This is a genomic window from Pyxidicoccus sp. M6 (assembly GCF_055568925.1).
This window is the reverse complement of the sequence record NZ_CM145714.1, coordinates 8,180,856-8,202,997: the sequence shown is the minus strand read 5'-3', so window position 1 is coordinate 8,202,997 and position 22,142 is coordinate 8,180,856. Positions and strand designations below refer to the sequence as shown.

Here is a 22,142-nt window from a genome sequence, read left to right as displayed (position 1 = left end):
TCAGCAGACCTCGGGGACGACCGGGACGGCGATGCCCGTCGAAGAGGAGAACGGATCCGGCGCGCCGCGCAGCTCCCGCGGGAGCGCGCCGTCCGCATCCACGACCACGGCCATCAACTCCGGCAGCTGCCAGGGCCGGAGGACGAGCTCCACCGGCATGCTGGTGCTGGGGTCCGACAGCGGCTGCCAGCGAGAGGGCACCTGCGCCGTGGAGGCGGGAAGGGCGGAGCCGGACGCGCCCTGGGCGTTGCCCTGAGACGACGGGCGGACCTCGAAGCGCGCCGTGGTGGGCCCCTCACCCTGGCCAGAGACGGGAGGCAGGGTCACCACCGTGCCGGTGCTGAACAGGCGCACGCCGGTGATGGTGTCCACGCCGGGCACCTGGGCGATGGCGACCTCCAGCTCCCTGTCCCTCACGGACCGCCCCAGCGGCCAGCCCTCACCCTTGGCCCCGCCCGGCGGAAGCGGCCACAGCCAGCGGAAGAGGGCCTCGCGGACCGCGTTCACCACCGTCTCGCGGCCAAAGCCCTCGCGCACGGTGATGCCGGTGGCCAGGCCGAGCGGCACGTACTCGCAGCCGATGACGTACAGCTCCGAGGCCACGGGACGGCGGACATCCAGGTGCGCGTGCACGGCTTCCAGGAAGGGACGGTCCGGCCGTGGGTTGGGCGCCCGGAAGGCGTCGGAGGGCGGCAGCACCATGACGGTGACGACGCCGGGTACGTTCTCGCGGCGCTGGTGCGGCTTGAACCGGGGCAGCACCTCCACACGCCCCGGCTTCGCGCCCGGGCTGCCGGCGGCCAGCCAGCGGAAGTCCTCGGCGGTGACGGCGCGCTCGCCATGGCGCAGGGTGGACGGGATGCGCCGCTCGGCCTCGGCGAGCGTCTCCGCGTCCTGCCCTCCCACCGTGGGCAGGGGCTGCACCACCTTCAGCGTCCCCACGGGCGATTTCCCCTCGAGGTCGAACGCATTGAGGCCCTTGAGCGTCCCCGGCGGGAGGTTGCCGGCCACGCCACCGCCGGTGCGCATCCGCGCCACGCGCACGCGCATGCCCACCGGAGGGATGCGGCCGCGCACGCCATTGCCGAAGCGCAGGACGCCGGCCTCCGCGTCCAGTTGGAAGACGGCCGCTTCCCGGCCCGCCAGCGCCAGGTCGTCCACGGGGGCCCACGGCTGGTAGCCCTTGTCCGGCTCCTCCACCTCCAACCGGAACGACTCGCGCTCCACCGAGCCCGAGGGCAGCCTCAGCTCCTGGTCCGCGGCCCCGTTGCTCTGGCCGATGACGAGCGCGGCGGGGGACGTGCTGCGCTGCTCGATTTCCACCGCGTTGATGCCCACCCAGCTCAAGGACAGGCGGGAGAGCCGCACCGTGGGACGCAGCCGCAGCCACGCGACGAGCCGCTCGTCGCGCTTCGGGTCATCCAGGCGCGGGGGACGGTCCCCCACGCCCGCCTGTAGCTGCTGGCGCACGTCATTGGACGGCGCGTGGATGTTGCCGCCGGGCATGACGAGGTGGACGACGCCGCGGCGGGTGAGCCCCTGCGTCGAGTCGTGGGCCACCGAGAGCAGGTGGTAGGTGGGGTTGCCTTGCGCGTCCGGGCCCCCGGTGAGCTCCCACTGGTGGGGGATGCGAGCTCGCGGCCCGATGTCCTCCAGGAGCGCGGGCACCTCGATGGAGGGCATGACCCCCACGCTGAGCAACCGGCCCGAGGCCAGCTCCTCGCGCAGCGGCTGCACGTCGTCCCTGCTCGGCGCGAGCAGGGCGAGCCACAGGCAACGGTCCACTGCCCGCTCGACCAGGTCGAACCCGGCCGGCTCTGCGGCGCCGCCGGGGAAGAGGGCCGTGGTGACGTAGTACGTGGCCTGGGAGGCGGGCAGCCCGTAGACGCGCGACAGGCCGTTGAGCACCTCGCCCATCTGCGTGCGCTCGGCCGGGGCGAGGGGCCGCTTGTAGTACGCCTCGGACGTCAGGTGCACCACGGGCAGCTCAGCCTTCGTCTCGAAGGGGACGGAGCCTGTCACTTCGCAGTACTGGCGCAGCACGGTGGCGGGCTTCCGGGCCGTGTCGTCGAAGTGCACGCTCACCAGGCCCGTGGCGGCGACGGCCGGCCGCATGGGGATGCCGAGCAACCGCAGGAAGGCGAGCCGCTGCCGCTCGGGGATGAGGTTGGCCCGGTACAGCATCGTGTCCGCCAGCCAGGCGAACAGCTCCAGCAGCGTGCGCCCCGGGTCTCCCACGCGCGCATGGGTCCACTCGGGGGTATGCGCCGGGATTCGGGCGAGCAGCTCCTCGACCAGGTCCTCGAAGCCGCGGTCGTCGAGTCGGGGTGGGACGATGGGCATCCTAGGCTCCGAGGTCCAGCGTCAGTCCGAGTCCCTGCACCGCGCCTGTCCGGCGGAGCCGGTAGACGATCTCCACGCGCACGTGCGTGGGCGCGCCGTCGACCTCCTGCACGTCGATGCGCTCCACGTCGATGCGCGGCTCCCAGCGCGCCAGCGAGTCCGCCACCCGGTCCCGGATGGAGCGGCGCGTGGCCAGCACGTTGGGCGCTCCCACCAGCTCCTCGAGCCCCGCGCCGAACTCGGGACGCATGAGCTGCTCACCCGGGCGGGTGCGCAGGATGACCTCGATGGCCTCTCGCACGCTCTGCTCGAGCGAATGGAAGTGGAGCTCTCCGTCCGCGTCGGGCACGGCCAGGAGCGGGAAGCCCACCAGGGGTCTTGCGGGTGTCGTCATGACGTGCCTCTCGAGGCCGCTTCACGGTCCCCGCGCGCGGCGGGGCAGCGGGATGCAGATTTTGATGAAGGGCAGCCACCAGAAGATGATGTTGAGCAGTGCCAGGAAGATGCTCAGCACGATGAACGCGCAGAGCGTGATGAGCGGGATGTTGAAGCCGCAAATCCAATCCAGCCCGGACGCGCCCGGCTGGGCCTTCTCGTCCAGGAAGTCCTTGGCCTTGTTGCGCGACAGCAGGCTGAAGATGTTGCCGGGGACCTGGAAGGCCACGTTGGGCAGGAACTGGTGGACGTTGCCCCGGGTGACGGCGGGCAGGGAGACCTGCACGGGAGGCAGCTTGCCGCTCTCGTGCCACGCGGCGATGGCGAAGGACTGGCTGGGCTCGCTCCAGACGAGCTTCGGCGGGCAGCCGTCGTCGCGCCGCACGCGGACGAAACCGCGCACCTCGTAGCGGGCGTCGGGCACGTCGAAGCGGCCCTGCCGCGGCAGCAGCTTCTCCATCCGTTGTGAGGAGGCCGTGGAGCCGGCGCGCACGAGCGCCGCGACCTGGGCCGTGGTCAGGCGTGGCCAGCGCGCCGGCATGCGGAAGCGTACGTCCGTGTTCCCGCGCACGAAGACCTCGAAGGCCTCCGCGAGCGCGTCTCCCACGGGCCGTTGTCCGGCGGGGTTCTCGTCCTCGAAGCGCAGGCCGTTGAGCGCCTTGCGCATCGTGCTGTCCGGCGCGAAGGCGTTGAAGACGCTGCCCAGCCCGGCCAGCATCGTGGCGAACTTCTCCAGCCGCTGCGCGGCGGGCTCGCGCTCGGGGACGGACAGCGTCCCGTCACCGCGGGCTTCATCGAGGAACCGGGACGAGTAGGTCTTCCCGGCGATGCCCTCCAGGCTCACGCTGACGCCGTCGGAGAAGTAGGGCGTGAGCAGGTCGCGCAGCTCGTCCTCCTCGTAGGCGGGCGTCCGGGACGCCCGGCTCGACACGAACTCGGAGCTGGCGACGGGCACCAGGCCATACAGAATGGTGCGGCGCGCGGCGGCGCAGACGTGCGGCGGCGCCACGAAGAGCAGGGCGACGCTCTCCTCGTAGGGCTCGGGAGCGCCGAGCGCGCTCTCCACCAGGGTGTTGAGGGTGGGGTGGCCCGCGGGAAAGGCGGCGGCCCGGCGCTCCGGCGAGGGGTCGCGGTCCTGTTCCGTCCCATCCTTCAGGGCCACCCAGCCGCGCACCTCGCCCTTGAGCCGCATCCACCCCTCGCGCCGGCTGGATGGCGACTGGAGCCGCCGCACCACCATGCCCGCGCTCTCGATTCGCGCCGGGTCCAGCCGGGGCTCGCCGGGGATGTCACATGCGGCCTCGAAGACGGCGAGGTGGAAGGAGCGGTGGACGGGCTGCAGCAGCTTGAGCGCGGGGTCCTGCTCGCCCGCGTTGCGCACCGAGCCCGTCAGGAGCGCGCGGCCCGCGTCGCTGCCCAGCTCCTCCAGGAACGCGGAGATGAAGTCCTCGTCGGTGCGCTCCACGAGCACCGGACGACTTCCTGTCGCCGGCCTTGGCTGGCCGCTCCCGGCGTCGAAGGTGAGGCCGCGGAGGACGGTGGGGTGGTCGCCTACCATACGTTCCCGGCTCCCGGCGTGTAGGTCGCGGCCACGACGGTGGTGGCCTGGAGGACGTCGCACTTCACGATGCCGGAGAAGGTGGACATGGCCGCGTTCACCTGGACCTGCGCGGCGCCCACCTCCACGCGGCTGGCGGAGACCTTCACCGTCAGCGGCGTCTCGAGGGTGATGCCCTTCGTGTCCACCGTGACGGTGTTGCCGGCCGCGACGAGGGTGAGCTTCCCGCCGCTGGTCTGCACGAGGGTGACGTCCACGCCGCCCGGCGTGGAGAGCGACACGGTGGCCTGGCCCTCCGTCTCCTCGACGATGGCGATGCGGCTGCCGTGTCGCCCCGTCAGCGTGTAGCGGTCCACGCGGTCCCCGGCGCCGCCGAGCTGTTCCGGGGGACGGGCGGTGCCGCTCCACAGTCCACCCACGACGAGCGGCTGGCGCGGATCTCCGTTGACGAAGACGAGGGCCACCTCGTCGCCCACGTCGGGCAGGAAGAAGGCGCCCCGCCCGCCACCGGCGAAGGGCACGGCGACGCGGGCCCACACGGTGGCGTCGGCGTCACCGGTGGACTCGGGGGTGCTCATCAGGCGGACCTGGACGCGGGAGAGCGACTCCGGGTCGTTCACCGAGATGACGCGGCCGAGATAGGTGCCATGCAGGGCGCCCAGGTGTGGCGCCGCGGGTGGGACGGGCAGGGGCTGCATCACGGGCCTCCCAGGAAGGCGCACTCGGCCTCGAAGTCGGTCTCGTACCCGCGCGCCCGGTCATAGCGGTGGCAGGCGCGGACGACGTAGTAGGTGTTGTCGTAGCGGCGGCCCAGCCCGCGCAGCGTGACGTGGGTGCCCACGCGCAGGGCGGGGTTGCCCTCGGCGGTGCCGTCGACGCGGACGAAGCGGCGGGCGCGCTGGTCGAACGACGCCTCGGCGAGCGCCCGCGCCTCCGCGTCCGTCACCGCGGGCACATCCCCCAGGTGCTCCACGCGCGCTCCCAGCGCGGAGCGGAGCACGTCCGCGCCCCGCCGGCCCGAGCCGGGCCCCAGGTGGAGCCCGGTGCCGCGGCCGGACACCCGCCGGCCCGCGAGCGCGTTCCAACCCGCGGCCGTCACCTCCGTGACTTGATGAGCGAGGTCCGCGGTGATGCGCACGCGCCGCAGTTGGCTGTAGAGCGCGAGCTCGACGGCGCTCCGGCGCACCTCCTGGCGCGGGGACACGTGGAGCTCGTCGCCCACCACCTGCAGGTCTCCGTCCCGTGTGGCGAGCAGGCGCCGCAGGAAGGCGAGGTCGCTCTCGTTGAGCTGCACCTGGGTGCCGATGCGCTCGCTGAAACCATTGATGACGGGGCGCAGGCCCAACCGGCCGGAGAGCTCGCGAGCCAGTGCGTCCAGGCTGACGTCGTCGTGGACCTTCGTGCGCCGCGTGAGCCGGGCCCGCTGCAGCGCGTCCTCCGCCAGCACGAGCAGCTCCGGCCCCGTGGCGTCCACGAAGCTCGCCTCCAGCCCGGTGACGAGCCCCCGGAAGATTTCCTGGGGTGCCTGCTCGTCTCCGGCATGGATGGCGATGGGCGCGCCGAAGCGGATGAGCGCCTCGTCCTCGAACGCCAGCTCGACCTGGCCGTCCTCGAAGCGCGCCGTGTTCTCCAGGTTCAGCTCGAGCGAGGACATGCCCCCTTCCGCCTCGGTGAGGCGCATGGCGTTGAGGAGCCCCGCCACCTTGTCGGAAGCACGGCCGTCAATCCGCACCGTGGGGCGGGCGGAGTAGACGGGCATCCTGCTGAGTGCGCGTTCGGCCATGGTGTCCCGCCCTCAGTCCGCGTGGAGCCGCAGTTGGCGCCGTGCGCGCAGCCTCAGCTCGTTCTCCAGCTCTTCGGCGCTCGGAGCGCCCGGCATCGCGGCCTCCGCCCCGGCCTGCGGCTGCTCCGCCATGGGGGCCGCCGGCGCCACGGGCCCGCCCTGCACGCTGCCCACCACCTCTCCAATCGAAACGATGCCCATGGCTCAGTCCTCCTCGAAGCGCAGGCGGGAGCGCACGGTGCCCCCCAACTGCGAGCCCTCGCTCGTCATCCGCCCGCCCAGCTCGAACGTGGCGCCGCCGTCCGCCGCGTGGGTGTGGGTCGCCACCCGGTACTGCAGACGGCTGGCGTCCAGCCTCGCGACGGCGGAGACACTGGGGGACGGCACCCTCAGCCCCGAGAAGGCCCCCCCGATGTCCACGGCGGGTACGCCCACCGCGACGCTGGACAACCCCACGGGCGGCGCGAGCGCCACCGAGGCATCCACGACGAGCGACGGGGCGCGCGGAAAGCGCATGCTCTCCTCGCCATTCAGGGCCGCCAGGAAGCGCCCCGCCTCGGGGGCACCGCCCAGGGTGGCGGTCAGGGTGAGGGAGAAACCGGAAGGCGGGGAGGGGACCTCGGCGGCCGGGGCGGTACCCTGGCCATCATCGCCTCCGCCGCTCCAGCCCGCCGCCCTCCTGCCGGCCGGTCCGCGCGAGTAGATGTCCTCGTCCTTCGTCATCGTCAGCGCGACGGTGGAGCGCAGCGGCACGCCGTCCGCCGAGAAGAAGTCGAGGGTCTCCTTGAAGGAGTCCACGATGCCCTCGAACTTGAAGGCGCCCCACTCGAAGGTGGTCTTCGGAGGGGGCTGGCCCTGGTCGCCGAGCAGCCGTGCGACCTTCACCGTCGTGTCACAGACATTCTTGAGAGACCCCGTCGTGTCGAAGACGAGCTCCACGGACAGCTTCGCCGTGCCCTCGTTCACCACCTGCCGGGTGCTCTTCTTCTTGTCCTTGTTCTGGCTGAGCCTGGTCGAGACGGTGATTTCGAGCGTGGCCGGGTTGAAGTGGGCGGGAATGCCCTCCCCGTCCTGGGGCGTCAGCGTGGCGGGCCTGGGTGTGGTCATGGTGTCATCCTCCCGTCGTGCGCCCGGTCTCGAGGAAGAGCCCCTCGTGGGCGAGGTGCAGCTCCTCGATGCCCACCTCGGCGGCCCGGGCGTTGAAGTCCGCCGCCTTGAACTTGACGGGCAGCACCTTCTCCAACCTCCACGTCATGACGATGAGCGGCTCCCCACCGGCCTGCTCGGGAGGCCGCTTGAGCTGGATGCGCACCGTGCGGCGGTGGCCGTAGTCCCCCGTGGACACCCGCTCGAACCACTGGAACAGCCGGGTGTCGCGCGAGAGGCCGCGCTTGAGCACCACCGTCGCGAACGTCACCGGGCCCGCCCGCTGAATGGTGCCGTAGTTGTGCCCGCCCACCTGGATGACCCGGGGCTCCATGGTCGCCTCCAGGCCGGTGCACTCGGAGAAGGCCCCCGCCAGGGCCGAGCTGGCGGCGCCGCGGCGTCCAGGGAGCGGGGCGTCCACGAACGAGAGCTCGAACTGGAACGTGAACAGCGGCTCGAAGGCCGGGTCGTTGGGCCGGGTCATGCCGCGCCCTCCACCCGCAGGGGCACGACGCCTTCCTCGGACACCGTCAGGACCACGCGGATGCGCTCGATGGCCACCGAGGCGTCGAGCTCCACCTCGGCCACGAGCCGGCCGTTGTCCAAATCATCCTGGGTCATCGTGGTCCGGTCGCAGCGGACCTCGAACGCCTCGCGCGCGCTGGCGCCGCGCAGGGCGCCCACCTCCCAGAGCTGAATGAGCACGGCCTCGATGCGGTACACCAGCTCGCGCCAGGTGCGCTCCCCGGAGGGCTCGAACACCGTCTCCAGCCCCGCCCTCCGCAGGGCGCGGATGAGCACGGAGAACAGCCGGTTCACTCCGGCCTGCCGCCAGCTCTCGCTCCGGCTGGTGGTGACGTCCGAGAGCACGCGCGGCCCGGTCGCCGTCTGGCCGAGCATCGACACCCGCTCCACCCAGGGCCGGGCGGGCGCGTCCCCCAACCCCTCCGGAGGCCGCGAGAAGAGCGCGCCCCGGTCCAGCATGGGGAAGAGCGCCTCCACGTCCGCGAGCCCGAGGTTCAGCGCGCTCCGGAAGGTGCCCCGCAAGAGCGCGCTGCGCGCCAGCACCCCCATCAGGACGCCCTCGGGGCTCTCCAAAGCCTCGGGCAGCAGGGCCGAGCCGGGCGTGCGGGCCCAGGGGTACACGAGCTGCACGAAGGCGCTCTGGAGGCGGGAGAGGTGGCCCGCGGCGAGCAGGAAGGCGTAGGTGTTCTCGTCCGCGAAGCGCTCCCGCCCCGCGCCCCATTCGCTCGTCCCCGGCTGGGGCAGGGGAATGGCCGCGACGAGCTGCACCTCGCGCACGTGGCGGCTCAGCAGCGCCTTCACCCGCTCGAGGAAGCGCGCCCATTGCTGGTACCCGTCGAAGTCACACCGGGGCGCTGCCCGCGTGGAGCGCAACTCCTCCTCGTTGCTGGAGATGTCCGTCGTGCATTCGACGAACACCTCCGGAGCGGACGGAGGCTCGACGGGGGGGGGCAGGGGCTCGGCATCCACCGCGAGCGTGGCGGCGAGGTCGGGCAGGCCCAGGAACGAGACGCCCGACAGGCCGAGCAGGTGCGCCGCGCCGTGCCAGGTGCTCCGGTCGAGCGGCGAGGCGTGGACGAGCGCGTCCGTGCCGGGCAGCAGCTTTTGGAGCCATGGGGCGCGCCCCTGCCGGTCCGTCCCCGCCGCCCAGGGCTCGTCGGCGCGGACGACGTAGCACTTGCGCCCGCCCTGGGCGAAGAACGAGCGGACCGCGGCGCCCAGGTACGTCCCCTCCCAGTCGAACAGCCGGGCGAAGTCACCCCAGCGCTCGATGGGAACCGGCACGTCCTCCAGCGTGGCGAGGCGCTCCGGAACCGGGGCCTTCCACGGGGCGGGCTGCGTGCTCCAGCCGTGCTCGAAGAGCCACTGCTGGAGCTCCAGCGGCACGGGCACGTCCGGGCGGTGACGGACGAAGCCCACGAAGCAGGCGATGTCCGCACGCTCGGGCGCGCTCACCGGGGCGCGCGTGCTGGCTTCGAAGACGAGGCCGCTCATTGCCTGACCCATTCCTCGCGAGGCGCTGGCTAGGTGACGTTCGGGAAGCCCATCAGGACGTCCTCGGCGGAGAGCACCAGCTCCTCCATCGCGACGTCTCCTCCGCCCTTGGCGGCGAGCGTGGGGCCCGTGTACTTCATGGGCGTCACGTTGATGAGCTTCCAGGCCTGCACCGGGGCGCGGGCCTCGTCCAGGAGCGTGACGAGGATGAAGTCCTTGCGGCCGTTGACGCCCTGGCTGCGCACGGCCTCCAGCCAGTCCCAGATGACACGGGAGTTGATGATGCCGCGCTTGAGCGTGACATCCCCCGTCTTGTAGATGCCGGGCACCTTGCGGACGTGGTTCTTCGGGTCGTTGCCCTCGCGGTACTCGGCCATGGTGAACTCGGTGTTCAGGCCTGAGACATCCGAGAAGCCGCCGAAGGACTCACCGCCAAAGCTGATCTCGAAATTGAATGCACCGTAGGGCGTGGGGCGCGTGCTCATGTCCGGGGTCCTTTCGCCTAGCTGCGGGCATCAGCCGTCTTCTGGCCGATGCGGAAGATGACGAACTCGGCGGGCTTGATGGCGGCCACGCCCACCAGGCAGATGAGCCGCCCGTTGTCGAGGTCGTCCTGGGTCATGGTGCTGCGGTCACAGCGGACGAAGTAGGCCTGCTTGGGCTCGGTGCCGAGCAGGGCTCCCGAGCGCCACTGCGTCTCCAGGAAGCTGCCGAGGGTCTCCCGGATGTTGGCCCACAGCCGCTCGCCATTGGGCTCGAAGACGGCCCACTGCGTGCCCACGTCGATGGAGCGCTCCAGGAAGTTGAAGAAGCGCCGGATGTTCACGTACTTCCACTCGGGGTCGGAGCTCGCCGTGCGCGCGCCCCAGACGCGGTAGCCGCGCCCCGGGAAGAAGCGCAGGCAGTTGACGCCCGCGGGGTTGAGCACCTCCTGCTGCGCGAAGTTGATGTCCGTCTCGAAGCGCAGCGCGCTGCGCACCACCTCGTTGGCCGGCGCCTTGAAGACGCCGCGCTCCACGTCGGTGCGCGCGTAGATGCCGCAGATGAAGCCGGAGGGCGGCAGGGCGATTTCGGCGGGGGTGCTCTCGTCACCCGGCCGGGCCAGCGGGTTGGCCACCACCACCCAGGGGTAGTAGAGCGCCGCGTACTTCGAGTCGATCTGCCCGCGCCACGTCTTCGCCGCGCCGTCGTTCTGCCCTGGAGGCGTGTCCAGCACCGCGATGCGGTAGGCGCGCCGCTTCTCCGCGGCGGAGATGAGCGAGTTGCGCACCGCCTTCGCGGCGGCGTCGGCCAGGGCCGAGGAGCCCGGGGCGGCGATGATGGAGATGTCCTCGATGCCAGACAGCAGCGTGATGGCCGTGTCGTAGTCCCCGGAGTTGGGAGCGGCGGTGCCGTCGGTGCCGCCCGCGAGGGTGAAGGTGCGGGGCAGGTTCCCGGTGCCCTTCAGGGCGGCCAGGAGCACCAGCCCATCCGGGGGCGTGTTGTCCGAGAACGCGACGGCGTACTGCCGCAGGAGGGCCTCGGCCTGTCGCGCGGGAGTCGCCGAGAGCACATGGCCAATCCACCGGGGGTGCCGGGGGTCCAGGGCCACGTCGTCGTAGGCCGCCTCCCGGCCAAAGGCATCCCGGGTGCGGATGGACAGCGTGAGGAAGTTGCCCGCGGCCGCGGTGTCGTCGGACGGCAGGGCGGCCATCTCGGCCGCGCTCGCGTCGGTCCAGGACGAGGCTCCCCGCAGGTAGGCCACCGGCGTGGCGGCGGTATTGAGCAGCACCGTGCCGACCGGGGCGTTCTTCACGGCCTTGACGGTGGCCGGGCGCAGGAAGGCATCCACGGTGACGGTGCCGTTGCCGAGCGCCCCCGGGAAGCGCGAGACGAAGCTCGCCTCGCTGGTGCCAATCTGCACCGAAGCCGCCTTGGCGCCCGTCGCCGCGTCCGTCGAGACGACGCGCGACACGTAGAGGCGGGAGCCTCCCTCGTTGAAGTAGGCACGGACTGAGTGCGCCAGGTAGTTGGTCACCAGGGTGGTGCCGTAGGTCAGCGGCTCCAATCCTCCGTAGACGCGCTCGAAGTCCGCGAAGCTGGTGAGGAGCTCCGGTGCCGCGCCATGGGGACCGGTGAGCGTCGGCCCGGCGAAGCCCGTCGTGCTGGTGCTCACCCCTTCAATGGACTTGGCACGAAAGCTGGTCTCTTCGACGTAGACAGCAGGTGCGAGGTATTCAGGCATGAGAGCCCCCTCTATGAGGTCGGGATCTGGATCCGACGGTGAATCTCCAGGCCAGAGGCAACCCGGAGGGTGAGCGGCAGCGACGAGAAACTCTCGTCCGGGACATCCGGAACCGGCAGGCCCGCCTGTCTCGGTGCGGGCGCGGACTCCAGCGTCGCGGGGAAGTCGGTGTGGATGAGGGCGTCGTTCTCTTCCTGGCCCCACCGGATGATGGGGAGGCGGGGCACGAGCAGCAGCACCTCGCCGCGCGCGTCCGACAGGCCGAGCCCCACGAGGGGAGGCCCATCCGGGAGGGCGACCCGGAGGCGGATGACGCGCTCCGCGAGCGGCGCGCCCTGGGCATCCGTGAGGGACAGGCGCACCACGGCGCTGCCCGGTGATGGCCGGGCCGCAGGGGCCAGGTACATCCTCACGTCCACGGGAAGGAACACGGAGCGGCCGGGGTCGGTGGGAGGCAGCGACGCATCTCGCGGCAGCTCGAGCGTGACGCCACGGGGCAGATGACGCCCGCTGGGGTCCATGACGGTGAGCGTGAACGTGGCCGGCGCGGGCGCGGGCGAGGCCTCGAAGCGGCCGGTGTAGTCCTCGAAGCCGGTCGCCTGGGTGACGACGTGCAGCGCCCGCCGGTTGCGAACCATGCGGACCCCATTGCCGGCGACCTCGAGCGGACCGGTGAGCGGCTCCGAGGTCTCGCCGTCCAGGAAGCGCAGGGCGGCCAGGACGCGGCTGTCGAGCAGCTCCCACCTCATGTGCCGTTCCCCGTATCGGTGACGGAGAGTCGCCGGGCCACGACCGGTCTGCCGCTCGGATGGGCCGGCGGGACTTCGATTCGCACGACACGCGCGATGTACGAGGCACTCAGTGTGTAGGGACGCTGGAACGCATCCCAGATGCGCATCAGGTCCTCGTTGCTCAACTCGGCGGGGATGAGTTGCACCATCTCCCCGGGCCCCCAGCCTCCGTCCTCGTTGAGGTCCGATGCACTGAGCGTCTGGTGTGAATGGAGCAGGTGCATGGCCCAACCCAGCAGGCGGTGCTCGTCCTTGGCGTCCTCGGCCCAGACGGTCAGCAGGTAGTGCAGGTCGAGCGCGAGCGGCGGAGGCATCTCCACGGTGCCCCCCAGGTGTGGCTGGTTTCGCAGGTGCTCATTCATCGTCACGCGATACAGATAGAGGGTGATCGCAGGACGGGTGATTTCGGTGGCGCCCTGTCCCCCGCCCATGTCCTTGCTCGACAGCAGCGAGAATCCCTGCACCTGCGGCAATTCCTCTCGCTGGTCGGGCGGAAGCGCCTGATAGGCGTGCCTGAGGTAGGAGACCAGCGATTCGCCGATGGAATGAATTGCGAAGAAATTCGCCACGCCCCCCCCTTTCTTGGGCACGCCTGGTGTCTGCGCAGCCTCCAACGATTGACGCACTCTAAGTGAATTCTTACTCGGGTTTCAAAGATAATTTCGATCCTATTTCGCAAGTCATTGAGGCACAGGCCGACGCCATGGATTGCTTCGGTGGATTCGCGGTAGTGGTCCTGTCCGAGTGAGAACCCCCCTTGCGAGACGCACGAGCCTCGTACGGGATTGCCCTTAGAGGCACTGGCCACCCTGGTTCCTTGCATTCGCGAAAAACTCCCTGAGTGAATAAATCAATGGCAATGCGTATGCTGGAGAGGCCTGTCCTGTAAGGACTGGAAGGGGGTCCGGTGAAAACGCGTGTCATCTCCAGACCGGAAATCCGGGCACGCTCGGCCGACGCCACTTCCGCGCGCACCACGCCCGTGCGCCAACCCACACCGCGGCAGGACTCGACGACGCGATTGCCTCGCTTCCTGATTTCCCGGGCGGTGGCAGGGGTTGCGTCGAGTCAGGCGCCGGCGACACCCGGCGCTGAGGCCGCGAGTGATGAGGCCGCGAGCACCGAAGAAGAAGTCACCGCGACTGAAGCCTCGAGCTCCGAGGAGGAAGCTTCCGAGGAGGAAACCTCCGAGCAGGAACCCGGGGAGCGCGAAGCGCGCATCGCGGAGGCCCGAGGCAGGCTGGGCCCTGGAGCCCGGCCGGGAGAGGAGGGAAGGTCCGCGGAGGGGAGCGCGAAGGAGGCGGCGGAGGAACTGGAGGCGGCGACCGCGGAGTCGGATGGAGAGGAGCTTGAAGCCGCGGCAGCCCCGGAGGACGCGGTCGAGGAACTGGAGGAAGAGGCGGAGGAAGGGGAGGCCGAGCCGCCCGAGAGCACGGATGAAGGGGCGGGACCGGAGCCCACCATGGCCTCCGTGCGGGCGCAGATCCGCCGACGTGCCTCGGCCATCCAGGTGGCGCCTGTCACCGCGGGGAGCACGGGCGCCGCATCGGTCCAGTCCACGGCGGTGTCGCGCGCGGAGTTGCTGCGCATCCGGGCGGCGGAGGTGCCGGGAAGCGCCGAGCACGCCATGCCTCCGGTGCCGGCGGGCGTCCCGGAGGCCCTGCCGACCCAGCAGGACCCGGTCCCCGGAGCGCGCAGGCTCGTCGATGCGAAGGCGGTCCGCACATTCCCCGACCAGACGCCGCCCGCGCTCACGGCGAGCCCCTTTGGCAACATGCCGCGGATGGGGGAGCAGCCGGTATCACCGGACCTGGTCCGCCAGCTCCACCGCGTCCTCGACGAGGGGCCTCCGGTCTCCGACCCGAATGACGAGGCGCGGATGCGGCTGCTCATGATGCGTGAGCGCCTCATGGACCGCTCGACGCCGCGGCCCGGGCAGGGGCAGCCGGTCGCGCTCCGGCAGCAGTTGCCCCCCGAGCGCCCGGTGCTCACGCCGGACAGCCGCGCCCAGGCCACCCAGGTCATTGCCCGCCTGCTGGCCAACAAGGGCCAGGAGGCGCGGCAGATGGTCTCCAGCGCCCGGCGGACCGCGTACCCCAACGGAGCGCTCGAGCGCGTCTCCGCGACGGCCACGCTGGGAGACGACACCCTCGTTCCGGACCTCGAGCTGGCGCTCGACCAGCAGCTCAACGCCATCGCCACCGAGGCGGGCCTCGCGGCGGGGGAGCTGCGGACGGCCGTCACCGAGCGGCAACGCGTCCTCGACGAGCGTCGCCGGGCCGAGGAGGAGCGGCTCCAGATGTCGCTCCCGGACGCGACGGCCTCCATCGGCGGCGCGGGGCAGTCGCTCAGCGACGCGGTGGCGGGAGGCCGCACGTGGATGGACACGCGAGCGCGCTCGGTGCAGGGCGGCTCGACGTCTCCCACCGCCGCCATCACCGCCCAGCGCGACGCGCTCCTCGGCGACATCAACCGGCGCGTGGCACGGGGAGATGCGCTGTATCGCCGGGCCGGGGAGACACGCGAGCAGGAGCTCGACCGCGCCGAGCGGGAGCAGCGCGCGGCCTACCAGGCCGCGGCGCAGCGAGACGAGTTCCAGCTCAACGAGGCACGCGGCCAGCGCACCGAGCTCGAGATACGGGAGGAGGTCGCCCGCACCACCGTCTGGCTCAATGAGCGCCTCGCCTTCGTGCGCCGGGAGCTGGGCCGGCTGAAGCAGGAGGCCCGAGACACCAGCCGGACCTACCGCGACGAGCTCTCCACCGCGGGAGACCAGGGCCGGGAGCAGATTCGCGAGTGGGCGGCGACGCAGTTGGGCGAGGAGCGCGGCTTCTGGAGCCGGCTCTTCGAGATGTTCGAGGACTGGTCGAACCAGGCCCGCGCCACCGCCGATGCCTGGGAGACGCTCCAGAACCAGGAGACGGCACGGGCCGTCTCGGACGACCTGGCGATGATCGACCGGGTGGGGCGCGCGGCGGCGGCCGGGCTCTCGGAGCAGGAGCTGCTCGCCGAGAACAGGCTGTCCGCCGAGGAGCAGGCCATCGTCCACGCCTACTTCAACCCCGACCCGGCGGAGGGCGGACGAGACCCCATTGGCGCGGTGGCCGCGGGCATGCGCGCGCGCATCTTCAACCAGCGCAGGACGCGGCTGGAGGAGCAGCTTCGCGACCTGCTCACCCGCTCCACGCTGGAGTGGGCGGTCCTCGAGGAGGTGGCTCGCGCCGCGGGCAACACCCGCTTCAACGCCCTGCACCTGGCGACCGAGCTCCACCAGGCGTTCCACGGCGGCATCACCGGCTGGGGCACCGACGAGGAGCGCGCCTATCGGGCGATGACGGGGCTGGGCCCCATCGAGGCCCTCGCGCTGCGCAGGTGCTACAGCCAGGTCTACGGCCGCGACCTGGACAGCGACGTCACCAGCGAGTTCTCCGGTGGAGAGCGCGAGCGCGCCCGCGCGCTGCTCTCCGGAGACAGGCTCCGCGCCGACGTCGCCACCCTCTACACGGCGATGCACGAGACCACCCTGGGCACCGGCTGGGGCACCGACGAAGACACCATCATGCGGACCCTCCGGAACAAGACACCGGAGGAGGTCGAGCAGATCACCCGCCTCTACCGTGAGATGTACGGCGGAGACCTGTCGCAGCAGCTCCGGGGCGAGCTGGACGACTGGGCCACGATGACCACGCATGACGCCGACCGGGCGGACGCGCTGCTGCGCAGCGACACGACCGCCGCCGACGCCATCGCCGTGGACCAGCAGCTCCACGGCTTCTCGTGGGCCAACGCCTTCAACGTCACCTACGGCACGTCGTTCCAGTCCGACGCGCGCGACGAGGTGGCCGCCATCTACGACCAGGTCCGCCGCGACGTCTCCGAGCAGGCCGAGCGCGAGCACTGGACCACGGCGCAGATGGAGGCGGAGCTCACGCGCCGCACGCAGGACATCCGGCGCTCCTATGACCGGCAGTTCGGCGCCATGTGGGGCACGCTGGACGAGAACCTCGCCTCGCGCTTCGACGGGCCCAGCCGCAACCTCGTGGTGTCGCTGGCGAACAACGACCCGGCCGGCGCGGACGCGGCCCGCCTCGCCATCGAGCGGCAGAGCACGTTCTACGCCTCGGACCGGGAGATGAACCGCGTCCTCGAGACGCAGTACGACCGCGCCCTGGAGGACGTGCGCAGGGACCTGGCCCCGGAGCGCCGGCGCGCGCTCATGACGGACCTGGACGCGGAGGAGCGCGAGTACGAGCGCCAGACGGGCCGCCGGTGGACACCCGCCGAGCGCTTCCGCAGGCAGCAGCTCGTCGAGCGCCAGCTCCTGACCGAGCTGGAGGCCGAGGCCCGGCGCCGGGCCGACGGCAACATGGCCGCGCTGAGCCAGACCTATGCCAGCCAGTACAGCGAGTCGCTCGCGACAGCTCTCCGTGAGTCCACGAGCGGCGACGACGGGGAGCGCGCGCGGACGCTGCTGCGCCAGGGGGGCTATCTCACCCGCTACCAGCGCTTCGACTACGCGGTGCGCGGGGTGGGAACGCAGGAGGAGGATGCGCAGCGGGCCATCGATGGCGCCTCCCAGGCGGAGCTCGAGGAGATGCGCGAGCAGTGGGCGCGCGCGCACCCGGGCGAGACGCTCGACAGCCGCGCCGCCAGCGAGCTGAGCGGGCGCGACGCCATGGACATGCAGGTCGCGCTCATGGGTGCCCCGGAGACGGTGGAGGACCGGGTGCGCATCGAGCGGGCGCGCATGGCGCTCGAGCAGCCCACGAACCTCTTCGGCGAGGCCATCGCCGGCCCCGAGCGGGAGGGCATGCGCGTGCGCATGGCCCAGCTCGAGGCCGATGCGGCGCGCATGTACGACGAGAACCTCTCCCGAGAGGAGCGGGCGCGGCTGCTGGACGACTTCGACTTCCACGCCAGCGCGGTGCAGACGGCCGTGGAGGACCACCGGAGCGCGGTGTCGGAGATTACCGACAGCATCGCCAACACGGTGGGCATCACCGTGGCCATCATCGTGGGTGCGGTGGGCTCCATCTTCACCGGCGGCGCGTCGGCGGCGGTGGCGCTGGCCATCATCGCCTCGTTGGCGAGCACCGCGGCCTCCATGGGCACGCGGATGCTGCTGATGGGCAACCAGTACGGCCATGAGGAGATCCTCATGGACCTGGGCCTGGGCGTGGTGGACGCGGTGGTGGGCGGGCTGACGGCGGGCCTGGGCGGCCGGCTGCTGGGCATCAGCCAGCTTGGTCGCTCCGTGGTGCCGGCGGTGACGCGCACGGGCCTGCGAGGTGCGGCGCAGCGGCTGTCCATCGGCCTGGGGCGGCTGCTGGGGCGGCTGGGGAACACCGGGCGGCTGACGCAGGCCACGCGCTCCATCGCCACGCTGGAGCGCATGGCGCAGGGCGGGTGGTTCAGCCGGCTGGCCGCGCACGGCATCTCGCAGACGATGGAGAACGCGGTGCAGTCGCTGCCCACGGCCATCATCGGCAACGTGGTGAACGACCAGGCCTGGGAGCGTGGCAACCCGCTGGTGAACATCGTGCGCGGCACCGCGGAGCAGATGGGGCACGGGCTGGTCATGGGGCTGGCCATGAGCGGCGGGCACGCCATGGTGAGCCACGTGGGTGGCGCCGCGATGAACCTCCTCCGCGGACCGAGGCTCGGCGGTGCTCCGGACGTGGTCCCGCACGAGCACCTGCTCACGTCGCCGGAGTCCCACGAGGCGGCGCTGCGCGAGTTCCAGCGGCGCAACCCGGGCAGCTCCGAGAGTGACTTCGACTCGCTGGTGAGCGAGCAGCGGCGGCGCCACCTGGAGGAGTTCCTGGCTGGGGGCCAGGGCCGCACGGAGGCGGACTTCAACCAGATGCTCCAGGCGGAGCGCGCGGCGCGGATCGCCGAGTACCAGCAGATGCACCCGGGCCGTACGGCGGCGGACTTCGACATGGACATGGGCCGCCGCAGCGCCGAGGCCCACGCGGAGGTGGCGCGGGCGGCGAGGGATACGGAGGCCGTGCGCGCGCAACTGAATGAGGCGCTGCCCGAGGAGGCGAGGGCGCTCGCACGCGAGGTGCCGGTGACGCAGGTGTCCCGCGCGGAGATGGCGCGGCTGACGGGCAACCCCTCGGCGGACGCGGCGGTGGTGGTGCGCGATGGGCAGGTGCACCTGGTGGTGCGCCAGGGGGCGGATCCCGCCGCCGTGCGCGAGCATGCCGCGCGCCTGGTGGACCTGGTGGAGCCGGGCACCGGGGGGCGCGTGAAGGACCCCGCGCTCGCGCTGCCGAGGGACCTGCGCAACCGGGTGCCGGTGTACGTCAACCCGGAGCTCGAGGGCGGCACGGTGCAGGTGCACTACGAGTCGCACGAGGGGCTCATCGTCGGGGTGTGGATGGAGGTGGGGCCTGGCGCGCGGGCGGTGGACATCCACATGCACGTGGAGACGGCGCGCGCCATGCGCCAGCTCCAGGGGATGAGCGGCCGGGTGCGGCGGCTCGTGGAGCAGTTGGCCCAGTGGATGGGCCGGAACCCACGGGCGGGACCGGGCACGCGGGCCTGGGAGGCCCAGCTCGAATTGGAGAAGCTGCCGCGCATCATCGAGGAGCGGGCGCAGGCGCTCCGGCTGGCGACCGACCCTCGGGAGCGGGCGCGCATCGCCTTCGAAATCGAGTCGTTGCGCATGCAGGTGGACGAGCACACCGCCACCGTGCGCGCGATGGATGTAGACCCGGGCGTGGGCTACGTCGCGGCGAGGCTGCCCGATGCGGCCACGGTGGAGACGCGGCTGGCCGACCTGCCGCCTGAAATCCGGGAGGTGCTGCGCAGCCGCGGTCCGCTGGTCGAGGCCTACGTGGCGATGTACGGCGCGCCGTTCCGGGCGTTGCTGGAGACCACGGGCGCGGGGACACACCCGCCGAGCGAGGCGAACCTGCGTCGCGCGAGAACCTTCGCGGACATCCTCCAGCGGCTGCTGGGAGGGCCCGGGGCGAGGGAACTGGGCGCGCGTGGCATCGTCCCCCTGGCCGAGACCCACCTGCACATGGGCGGTCTGCTCGAGCCGGAGCACGTGGTGCGGCGCGTGGAGGCGGCCATCGTGGAGGTGTCACGCCCCGAGACCCAGGCCACGGGCCAACGCTGGCTCGATGCCGTCGAGACCCTGCTCTCGGGTCGCGAGGCCGGCAAGAAGCTCACCCCGGAGGAGCAGGCTCTCTTCAGTCAGGTCCAGCAGGATGCGCGTACCGCCCTCACGGCATTCCGCAAGGCCCGGGAGCGGGCCCTCACGAATCCCACACCGGAGAACGAGGCGGCGCTGAGTGTGCGGCGCGAGGAACTGACGCAACGCCTCGAGCACGTCCTCTCCATGCCCCTGGCGGATGTTCAGGTGGCGCCGCTGATCGACCAGTTCTTCCCCGAGTTCGTCCGGCAGAAGAGGTTCCTCGTGGGGGCGGAGTTTCGGACCGAGCTCATCACCATGGCGGTTCGCGACCTCATGGAGCATGGGGTGTCCATGGTCGAGCTGCGGCAGGGGCTCTCCGAGCATGTGGAGGCCTGGTTCACCGCGAACGCGAACGCCGTCCAGGGGCTCATCGTCACGCAGGTCAAGACCCACGCCGCGAGCGAGAACTTCATCCCCAAGGTTTTGGCGCGCTTCCAGAAGGGGGGGGTGCCATTCGTCCTCGGCTTCGACCTGAGCGGGCTGGAGACAGGTGGACTCTCCGAGGGCACGGCCGGTCTGCGCGAGTCGTATCTCCGGCCCTTCCGGAAGGTGCACGAGCACAACTGGCAGCAGCTCCAGGGCCTGCTCGGTGGCAATGCCGAGCTCCACCTCGCCGTGCAGAATCATCTCGCCACCCATCCCGACCCTCGCTTCCGCACGCTCCTCCAGGGACTCGGGCTCGCGGCGGATACGCCTCCGCTGCGAGTTGGCGAGGTGCTGGCCCAGAGACTCGGCGAGGGATTGGCGGGACAGCGCGACCTGGCGCTCTGGAACCGGGTCATGCGAGAAGCCCTCGAGCGGTTGGGTACGGCGTCCGAGCGCGAGGTGAACCATCTGGCGCCTCGGCAGGGCTTCCTGGGCCTGCTGGGAACCACCGTGCACGCGGGCGAGCAGGTGCGCGGCTACGCGGCGCTCACGTCCCTGCTCAACGACGTGAGCCTCGTGCTCGAAGCGGGCTCCGACCGCATCGGCCATGGTGTGATTCTCGGCACCTCCTTCATCTCGCCAGGCCACCCCTTGCGCGTCAACGCAGACCTCATGCGCAGCCTCGACTTCAAGGAGGAAGGCGGCATCTGGGTCCGGGGTAACGAGAGCTACACGGTGAATGACCTCCTGAAGATGGAGCAGACACGGCGCCAGTTGTTGACCCAGGCCGCCGACCTGGGGGTAGTGATTGAAATCAACCCCACGTCGAACGTCATGTTGAGCGGGCTTGATCCCCGCGCCCCGCATCCGGTCGCGCGCATGCTGCACGACGAGCCCCGCCTGCGTGTCTCCGTCAACACGGATAACGCGGGCATGCACCTGACCGACCCGCGCCTGGAGCTGGCCTATCTGCTGGCGACGGAGTCTCTGACGTACCCCGAGGCCATTCGCGTGGTGCTGGAGGGCTTCGCGACCCGCATGGGCGGTCGTCCGCTCGCCGCCGCCGCGCAACTCCGCAAGGACATGGAGGATGCCATCGTGCTGGCCACGCGAGTGGGCCACGAGCGTGCGAGCGTGATTGACGCGCTGGCCAGGCGCTATGGTCTTCGACCGCCACCGCCCGCGACCGGCGTCGAGATGGACGATGGTGCATTCCGCCAGGCCCTGCGACCCTACCTTCGGCTCATCTTGCAAGGACCCACGCCATGACAGAACTCCCGCGGCACCCAGCGTTCGCCAGGCGCATTCGAGACCTCGGTCTCGAGTTCCTCATCGAGCACCAGATCGCCCGCCTCTATACGCCCCCGAACATGGCTGGCCATCCGCGGGTTTTCCTCAGTGGGCTGGCGCAGGTGCGCGATATGCCGTCGCTGCTCGCGACCTTGCGATTTCGTTCCATGCTGGACGCGGAGATCGTGGGCCCCGGTGTGGAGCCGGAGGTCGCTGAGCTGAACGAGGCATTGAGCAGCGCCATGGCGAGCGGTGAGGAGCCCGAGAGCGCCATCGAGCGGTGGATGCAGGGAATCGGCGCATTGCTGCTGCGGGAGGAGGGAGACCGGCCCTTCCATCCGCTCACCCTCCTGGAGCGGCAGCTCTCCATGGGAGGGGATGGGCTGCGGTCGACCATCGCGCTCGCACGCCATGGACTGCGCAAGGTGTTGGGCCGGGAGGCACCGGTGCTGCTCCCCGCGCCCCTGCTCCTGCGCGACGAGGTGCCCGCGCTGGGCGAGGGCCCCGTCGAAGTCATCGAGGTGGGTGACCTCGTGTATGGCAGGTGGGCCATGGGTGAAGAGGAACTGCTGGATGCGTTGGGAGATGCCCGGAGCGCGGTGCGCTTCCGCTGGATTCACGGCCCTACCGGTCATCGCCGTGGAGGCGAATTCGCCGCGGGATTCGCCGAGGCACTTCGCGAGGCGGCCCCCGACCGGTTCTGGGATGCCATCCAGCTCATCTATCGCTGGCAGGGCGACGTGGCGATGGGCATCACGCGAGAGGTGGTGAGGGAACTGCCGGTGGACCCGGACCGGGTCCTCGAGCGCGCGACCGCGCCCGACATCGTCGAGAAGGTCGATCAGGACCGGGCCGTGGTGATGACCTGTGCTATTCCATTCATCCGGCCGGCCTTCGTGATTGGCCGCAAGCTCTTCCTCGGAAGAGAGAGCTACCCCGCGCTGGCCGCCGAGGTCCGCAGGCTGGCGGCCGCCTGA

The 22,142-nt window shown here is 71.2% G+C and carries 15 protein-coding genes; 2 read left to right on the top strand and 13 right to left on the bottom strand.

What is annotated here, in order from left to right:
• From ACVTJA_RS32145 to ACVTJA_RS32085, 13 genes are read right to left on the bottom strand one after another with little or no spacing between them, the layout of a single operon-like run.
• Positions 1 to 2,343 carry a putative baseplate assembly protein gene (locus tag ACVTJA_RS32145; protein WP_465825365.1) on the bottom strand — a complete coding sequence of 781 codons (2,343 nt, stop codon included), beginning with the start codon at positions 2,341 to 2,343 and terminating at the stop codon, positions 1 to 3.
• A 1-nt stretch (position 2,344) separates the two neighbouring features.
• On the bottom strand, positions 2,345 to 2,737 hold the full coding sequence (locus ACVTJA_RS32140; protein ID WP_465825364.1) for a GPW/gp25 family protein: 393 nt from the start codon (positions 2,735 to 2,737) through the stop codon (positions 2,345 to 2,347).
• Positions 2,738 to 2,758: 21 nt separating this feature from the next.
• Positions 2,759 to 4,336 (bottom strand): hypothetical protein, encoded by a 1,578-nt coding sequence (locus tag ACVTJA_RS32135; RefSeq protein WP_465825363.1) that lies wholly within the window; start codon positions 4,334 to 4,336, stop codon positions 2,759 to 2,761.
• Complete coding sequence (locus ACVTJA_RS32130; protein WP_465825362.1) at positions 4,330 to 5,034, bottom strand: phage baseplate assembly protein V; 705 nt, start codon at positions 5,032 to 5,034, stop codon at positions 4,330 to 4,332. Before ACVTJA_RS32130 ends, ACVTJA_RS32135 begins: the two co-directional genes overlap by 7 nt.
• Positions 5,034 to 6,119, bottom strand: coding sequence for a phage late control D family protein (locus ACVTJA_RS32125; RefSeq protein WP_465825361.1), 1,086 nt, complete (start codon positions 6,117 to 6,119; stop codon positions 5,034 to 5,036). The genes ACVTJA_RS32130 and ACVTJA_RS32125 overlap by 1 nt, the downstream gene beginning before the upstream one ends.
• Positions 6,120 to 6,131: 12 nt before the next feature.
• Positions 6,132 to 6,320: a hypothetical protein gene (locus tag ACVTJA_RS32120; protein ID WP_465825360.1), complete on the bottom strand. Its 189-nt coding sequence runs from the start codon at positions 6,318 to 6,320 to the stop codon at positions 6,132 to 6,134.
• 3 nt (positions 6,321 to 6,323) lie between these two features.
• Positions 6,324 to 7,226 carry a CIS tube protein gene (locus tag ACVTJA_RS32115; RefSeq protein ID WP_465825359.1) on the bottom strand — a complete coding sequence of 301 codons (903 nt, stop codon included), beginning with the start codon at positions 7,224 to 7,226 and terminating at the stop codon, positions 6,324 to 6,326.
• A 4-nt stretch (positions 7,227 to 7,230) separates the two neighbouring features.
• Positions 7,231 to 7,749: a phage tail protein gene (locus ACVTJA_RS32110; RefSeq protein WP_465825358.1), complete on the bottom strand. Its 519-nt coding sequence runs from the start codon at positions 7,747 to 7,749 to the stop codon at positions 7,231 to 7,233.
• On the bottom strand, positions 7,746 to 9,284 hold the full coding sequence (locus tag ACVTJA_RS32105; protein ID WP_465825357.1) for a phage tail sheath protein: 1,539 nt from the start codon (positions 9,282 to 9,284) through the stop codon (positions 7,746 to 7,748). The genes ACVTJA_RS32110 and ACVTJA_RS32105 overlap by 4 nt, the downstream gene beginning before the upstream one ends.
• Before the next feature lie 29 nt (positions 9,285 to 9,313).
• The gene (locus ACVTJA_RS32100) at positions 9,314 to 9,769 is read right to left on the bottom strand and encodes a phage tail protein (protein WP_465825356.1); all 456 of its coding nucleotides are present in this window, start codon (positions 9,767 to 9,769) and stop codon (positions 9,314 to 9,316) included.
• A gap of 17 nt (positions 9,770 to 9,786) precedes the next feature.
• A complete protein-coding gene (locus ACVTJA_RS32095) occupies positions 9,787 to 11,508 on the bottom strand; it encodes a phage tail sheath family protein (RefSeq protein ID WP_465825355.1) in 1,722 nt (573 codons plus the stop codon).
• An 11-nt stretch (positions 11,509 to 11,519) separates the two neighbouring features.
• A complete protein-coding gene (locus ACVTJA_RS32090; RefSeq protein ID WP_465825354.1) occupies positions 11,520 to 12,257 on the bottom strand; it encodes a hypothetical protein in 738 nt (245 codons plus the stop codon).
• A complete protein-coding gene (locus tag ACVTJA_RS32085) occupies positions 12,254 to 12,868 on the bottom strand; it encodes a Pvc16 family protein (RefSeq protein ID WP_465825353.1) in 615 nt (204 codons plus the stop codon). Before ACVTJA_RS32085 ends, ACVTJA_RS32090 begins: the two co-directional genes overlap by 4 nt.
• 452 nt (positions 12,869 to 13,320) lie before the next feature.
• On the opposite strand from ACVTJA_RS32085, the gene ACVTJA_RS32080 reads away from it, so the two are divergent.
• Both ACVTJA_RS32080 and ACVTJA_RS32075 read left to right on the top strand, forming a co-directional pair.
• Positions 13,321 to 21,144 carry a hypothetical protein gene (locus tag ACVTJA_RS32080; protein ID WP_465825352.1) on the top strand — a complete coding sequence of 2,608 codons (7,824 nt, stop codon included), beginning with the start codon at positions 13,321 to 13,323 and terminating at the stop codon, positions 21,142 to 21,144.
• A 188-nt stretch (positions 21,145 to 21,332) separates the two neighbouring features.
• A complete protein-coding gene (locus ACVTJA_RS32075) occupies positions 21,333 to 22,142 on the top strand; it encodes a DsbA family protein (protein WP_465825351.1) in 810 nt (269 codons plus the stop codon).

What these genes read in the sequence shown, in the direction of transcription:
- ACVTJA_RS32145 (WP_465825365.1), bottom strand. Translation starts at nt 2,343, where the DNA reads ATGCCCATCGTCCCACCCCGACTCGACGACCGCGGCTTCGAGGACCTG.
- ACVTJA_RS32140 (WP_465825364.1), bottom strand. Translation starts at nt 2,737, where the DNA reads ATGACGACACCCGCAAGACCCCTGGTGGGCTTCCCGCTCCTGGCCGTG.
- ACVTJA_RS32135 (WP_465825363.1), bottom strand. Translation starts at nt 4,336, where the DNA reads ATGGTAGGCGACCACCCCACCGTCCTCCGCGGCCTCACCTTCGACGCC.
- ACVTJA_RS32130 (WP_465825362.1), bottom strand. Translation starts at nt 5,034, where the DNA reads ATGCAGCCCCTGCCCGTCCCACCCGCGGCGCCACACCTGGGCGCCCTG.
- ACVTJA_RS32125 (WP_465825361.1), bottom strand. Translation starts at nt 6,119, where the DNA reads ATGGCCGAACGCGCACTCAGCAGGATGCCCGTCTACTCCGCCCGCCCC.
- ACVTJA_RS32120 (WP_465825360.1), bottom strand. Translation starts at nt 6,320, where the DNA reads ATGGGCATCGTTTCGATTGGAGAGGTGGTGGGCAGCGTGCAGGGCGGG.
- ACVTJA_RS32115 (WP_465825359.1), bottom strand. Translation starts at nt 7,226, where the DNA reads ATGACCACACCCAGGCCCGCCACGCTGACGCCCCAGGACGGGGAGGGC.
- ACVTJA_RS32110 (WP_465825358.1), bottom strand. Translation starts at nt 7,749, where the DNA reads ATGACCCGGCCCAACGACCCGGCCTTCGAGCCGCTGTTCACGTTCCAG.
- ACVTJA_RS32105 (WP_465825357.1), bottom strand. Translation starts at nt 9,284, where the DNA reads ATGAGCGGCCTCGTCTTCGAAGCCAGCACGCGCGCCCCGGTGAGCGCG.
- ACVTJA_RS32100 (WP_465825356.1), bottom strand. Translation starts at nt 9,769, where the DNA reads ATGAGCACGCGCCCCACGCCCTACGGTGCATTCAATTTCGAGATCAGC.
- ACVTJA_RS32095 (WP_465825355.1), bottom strand. Translation starts at nt 11,508, where the DNA reads ATGCCTGAATACCTCGCACCTGCTGTCTACGTCGAAGAGACCAGCTTT.
- ACVTJA_RS32090 (WP_465825354.1), bottom strand. Translation starts at nt 12,257, where the DNA reads ATGAGGTGGGAGCTGCTCGACAGCCGCGTCCTGGCCGCCCTGCGCTTC.
- ACVTJA_RS32075 (WP_465825351.1), top strand. Translation starts at nt 21,333, where the DNA reads ATGCTGGACGCGGAGATCGTGGGCCCCGGTGTGGAGCCGGAGGTCGCT.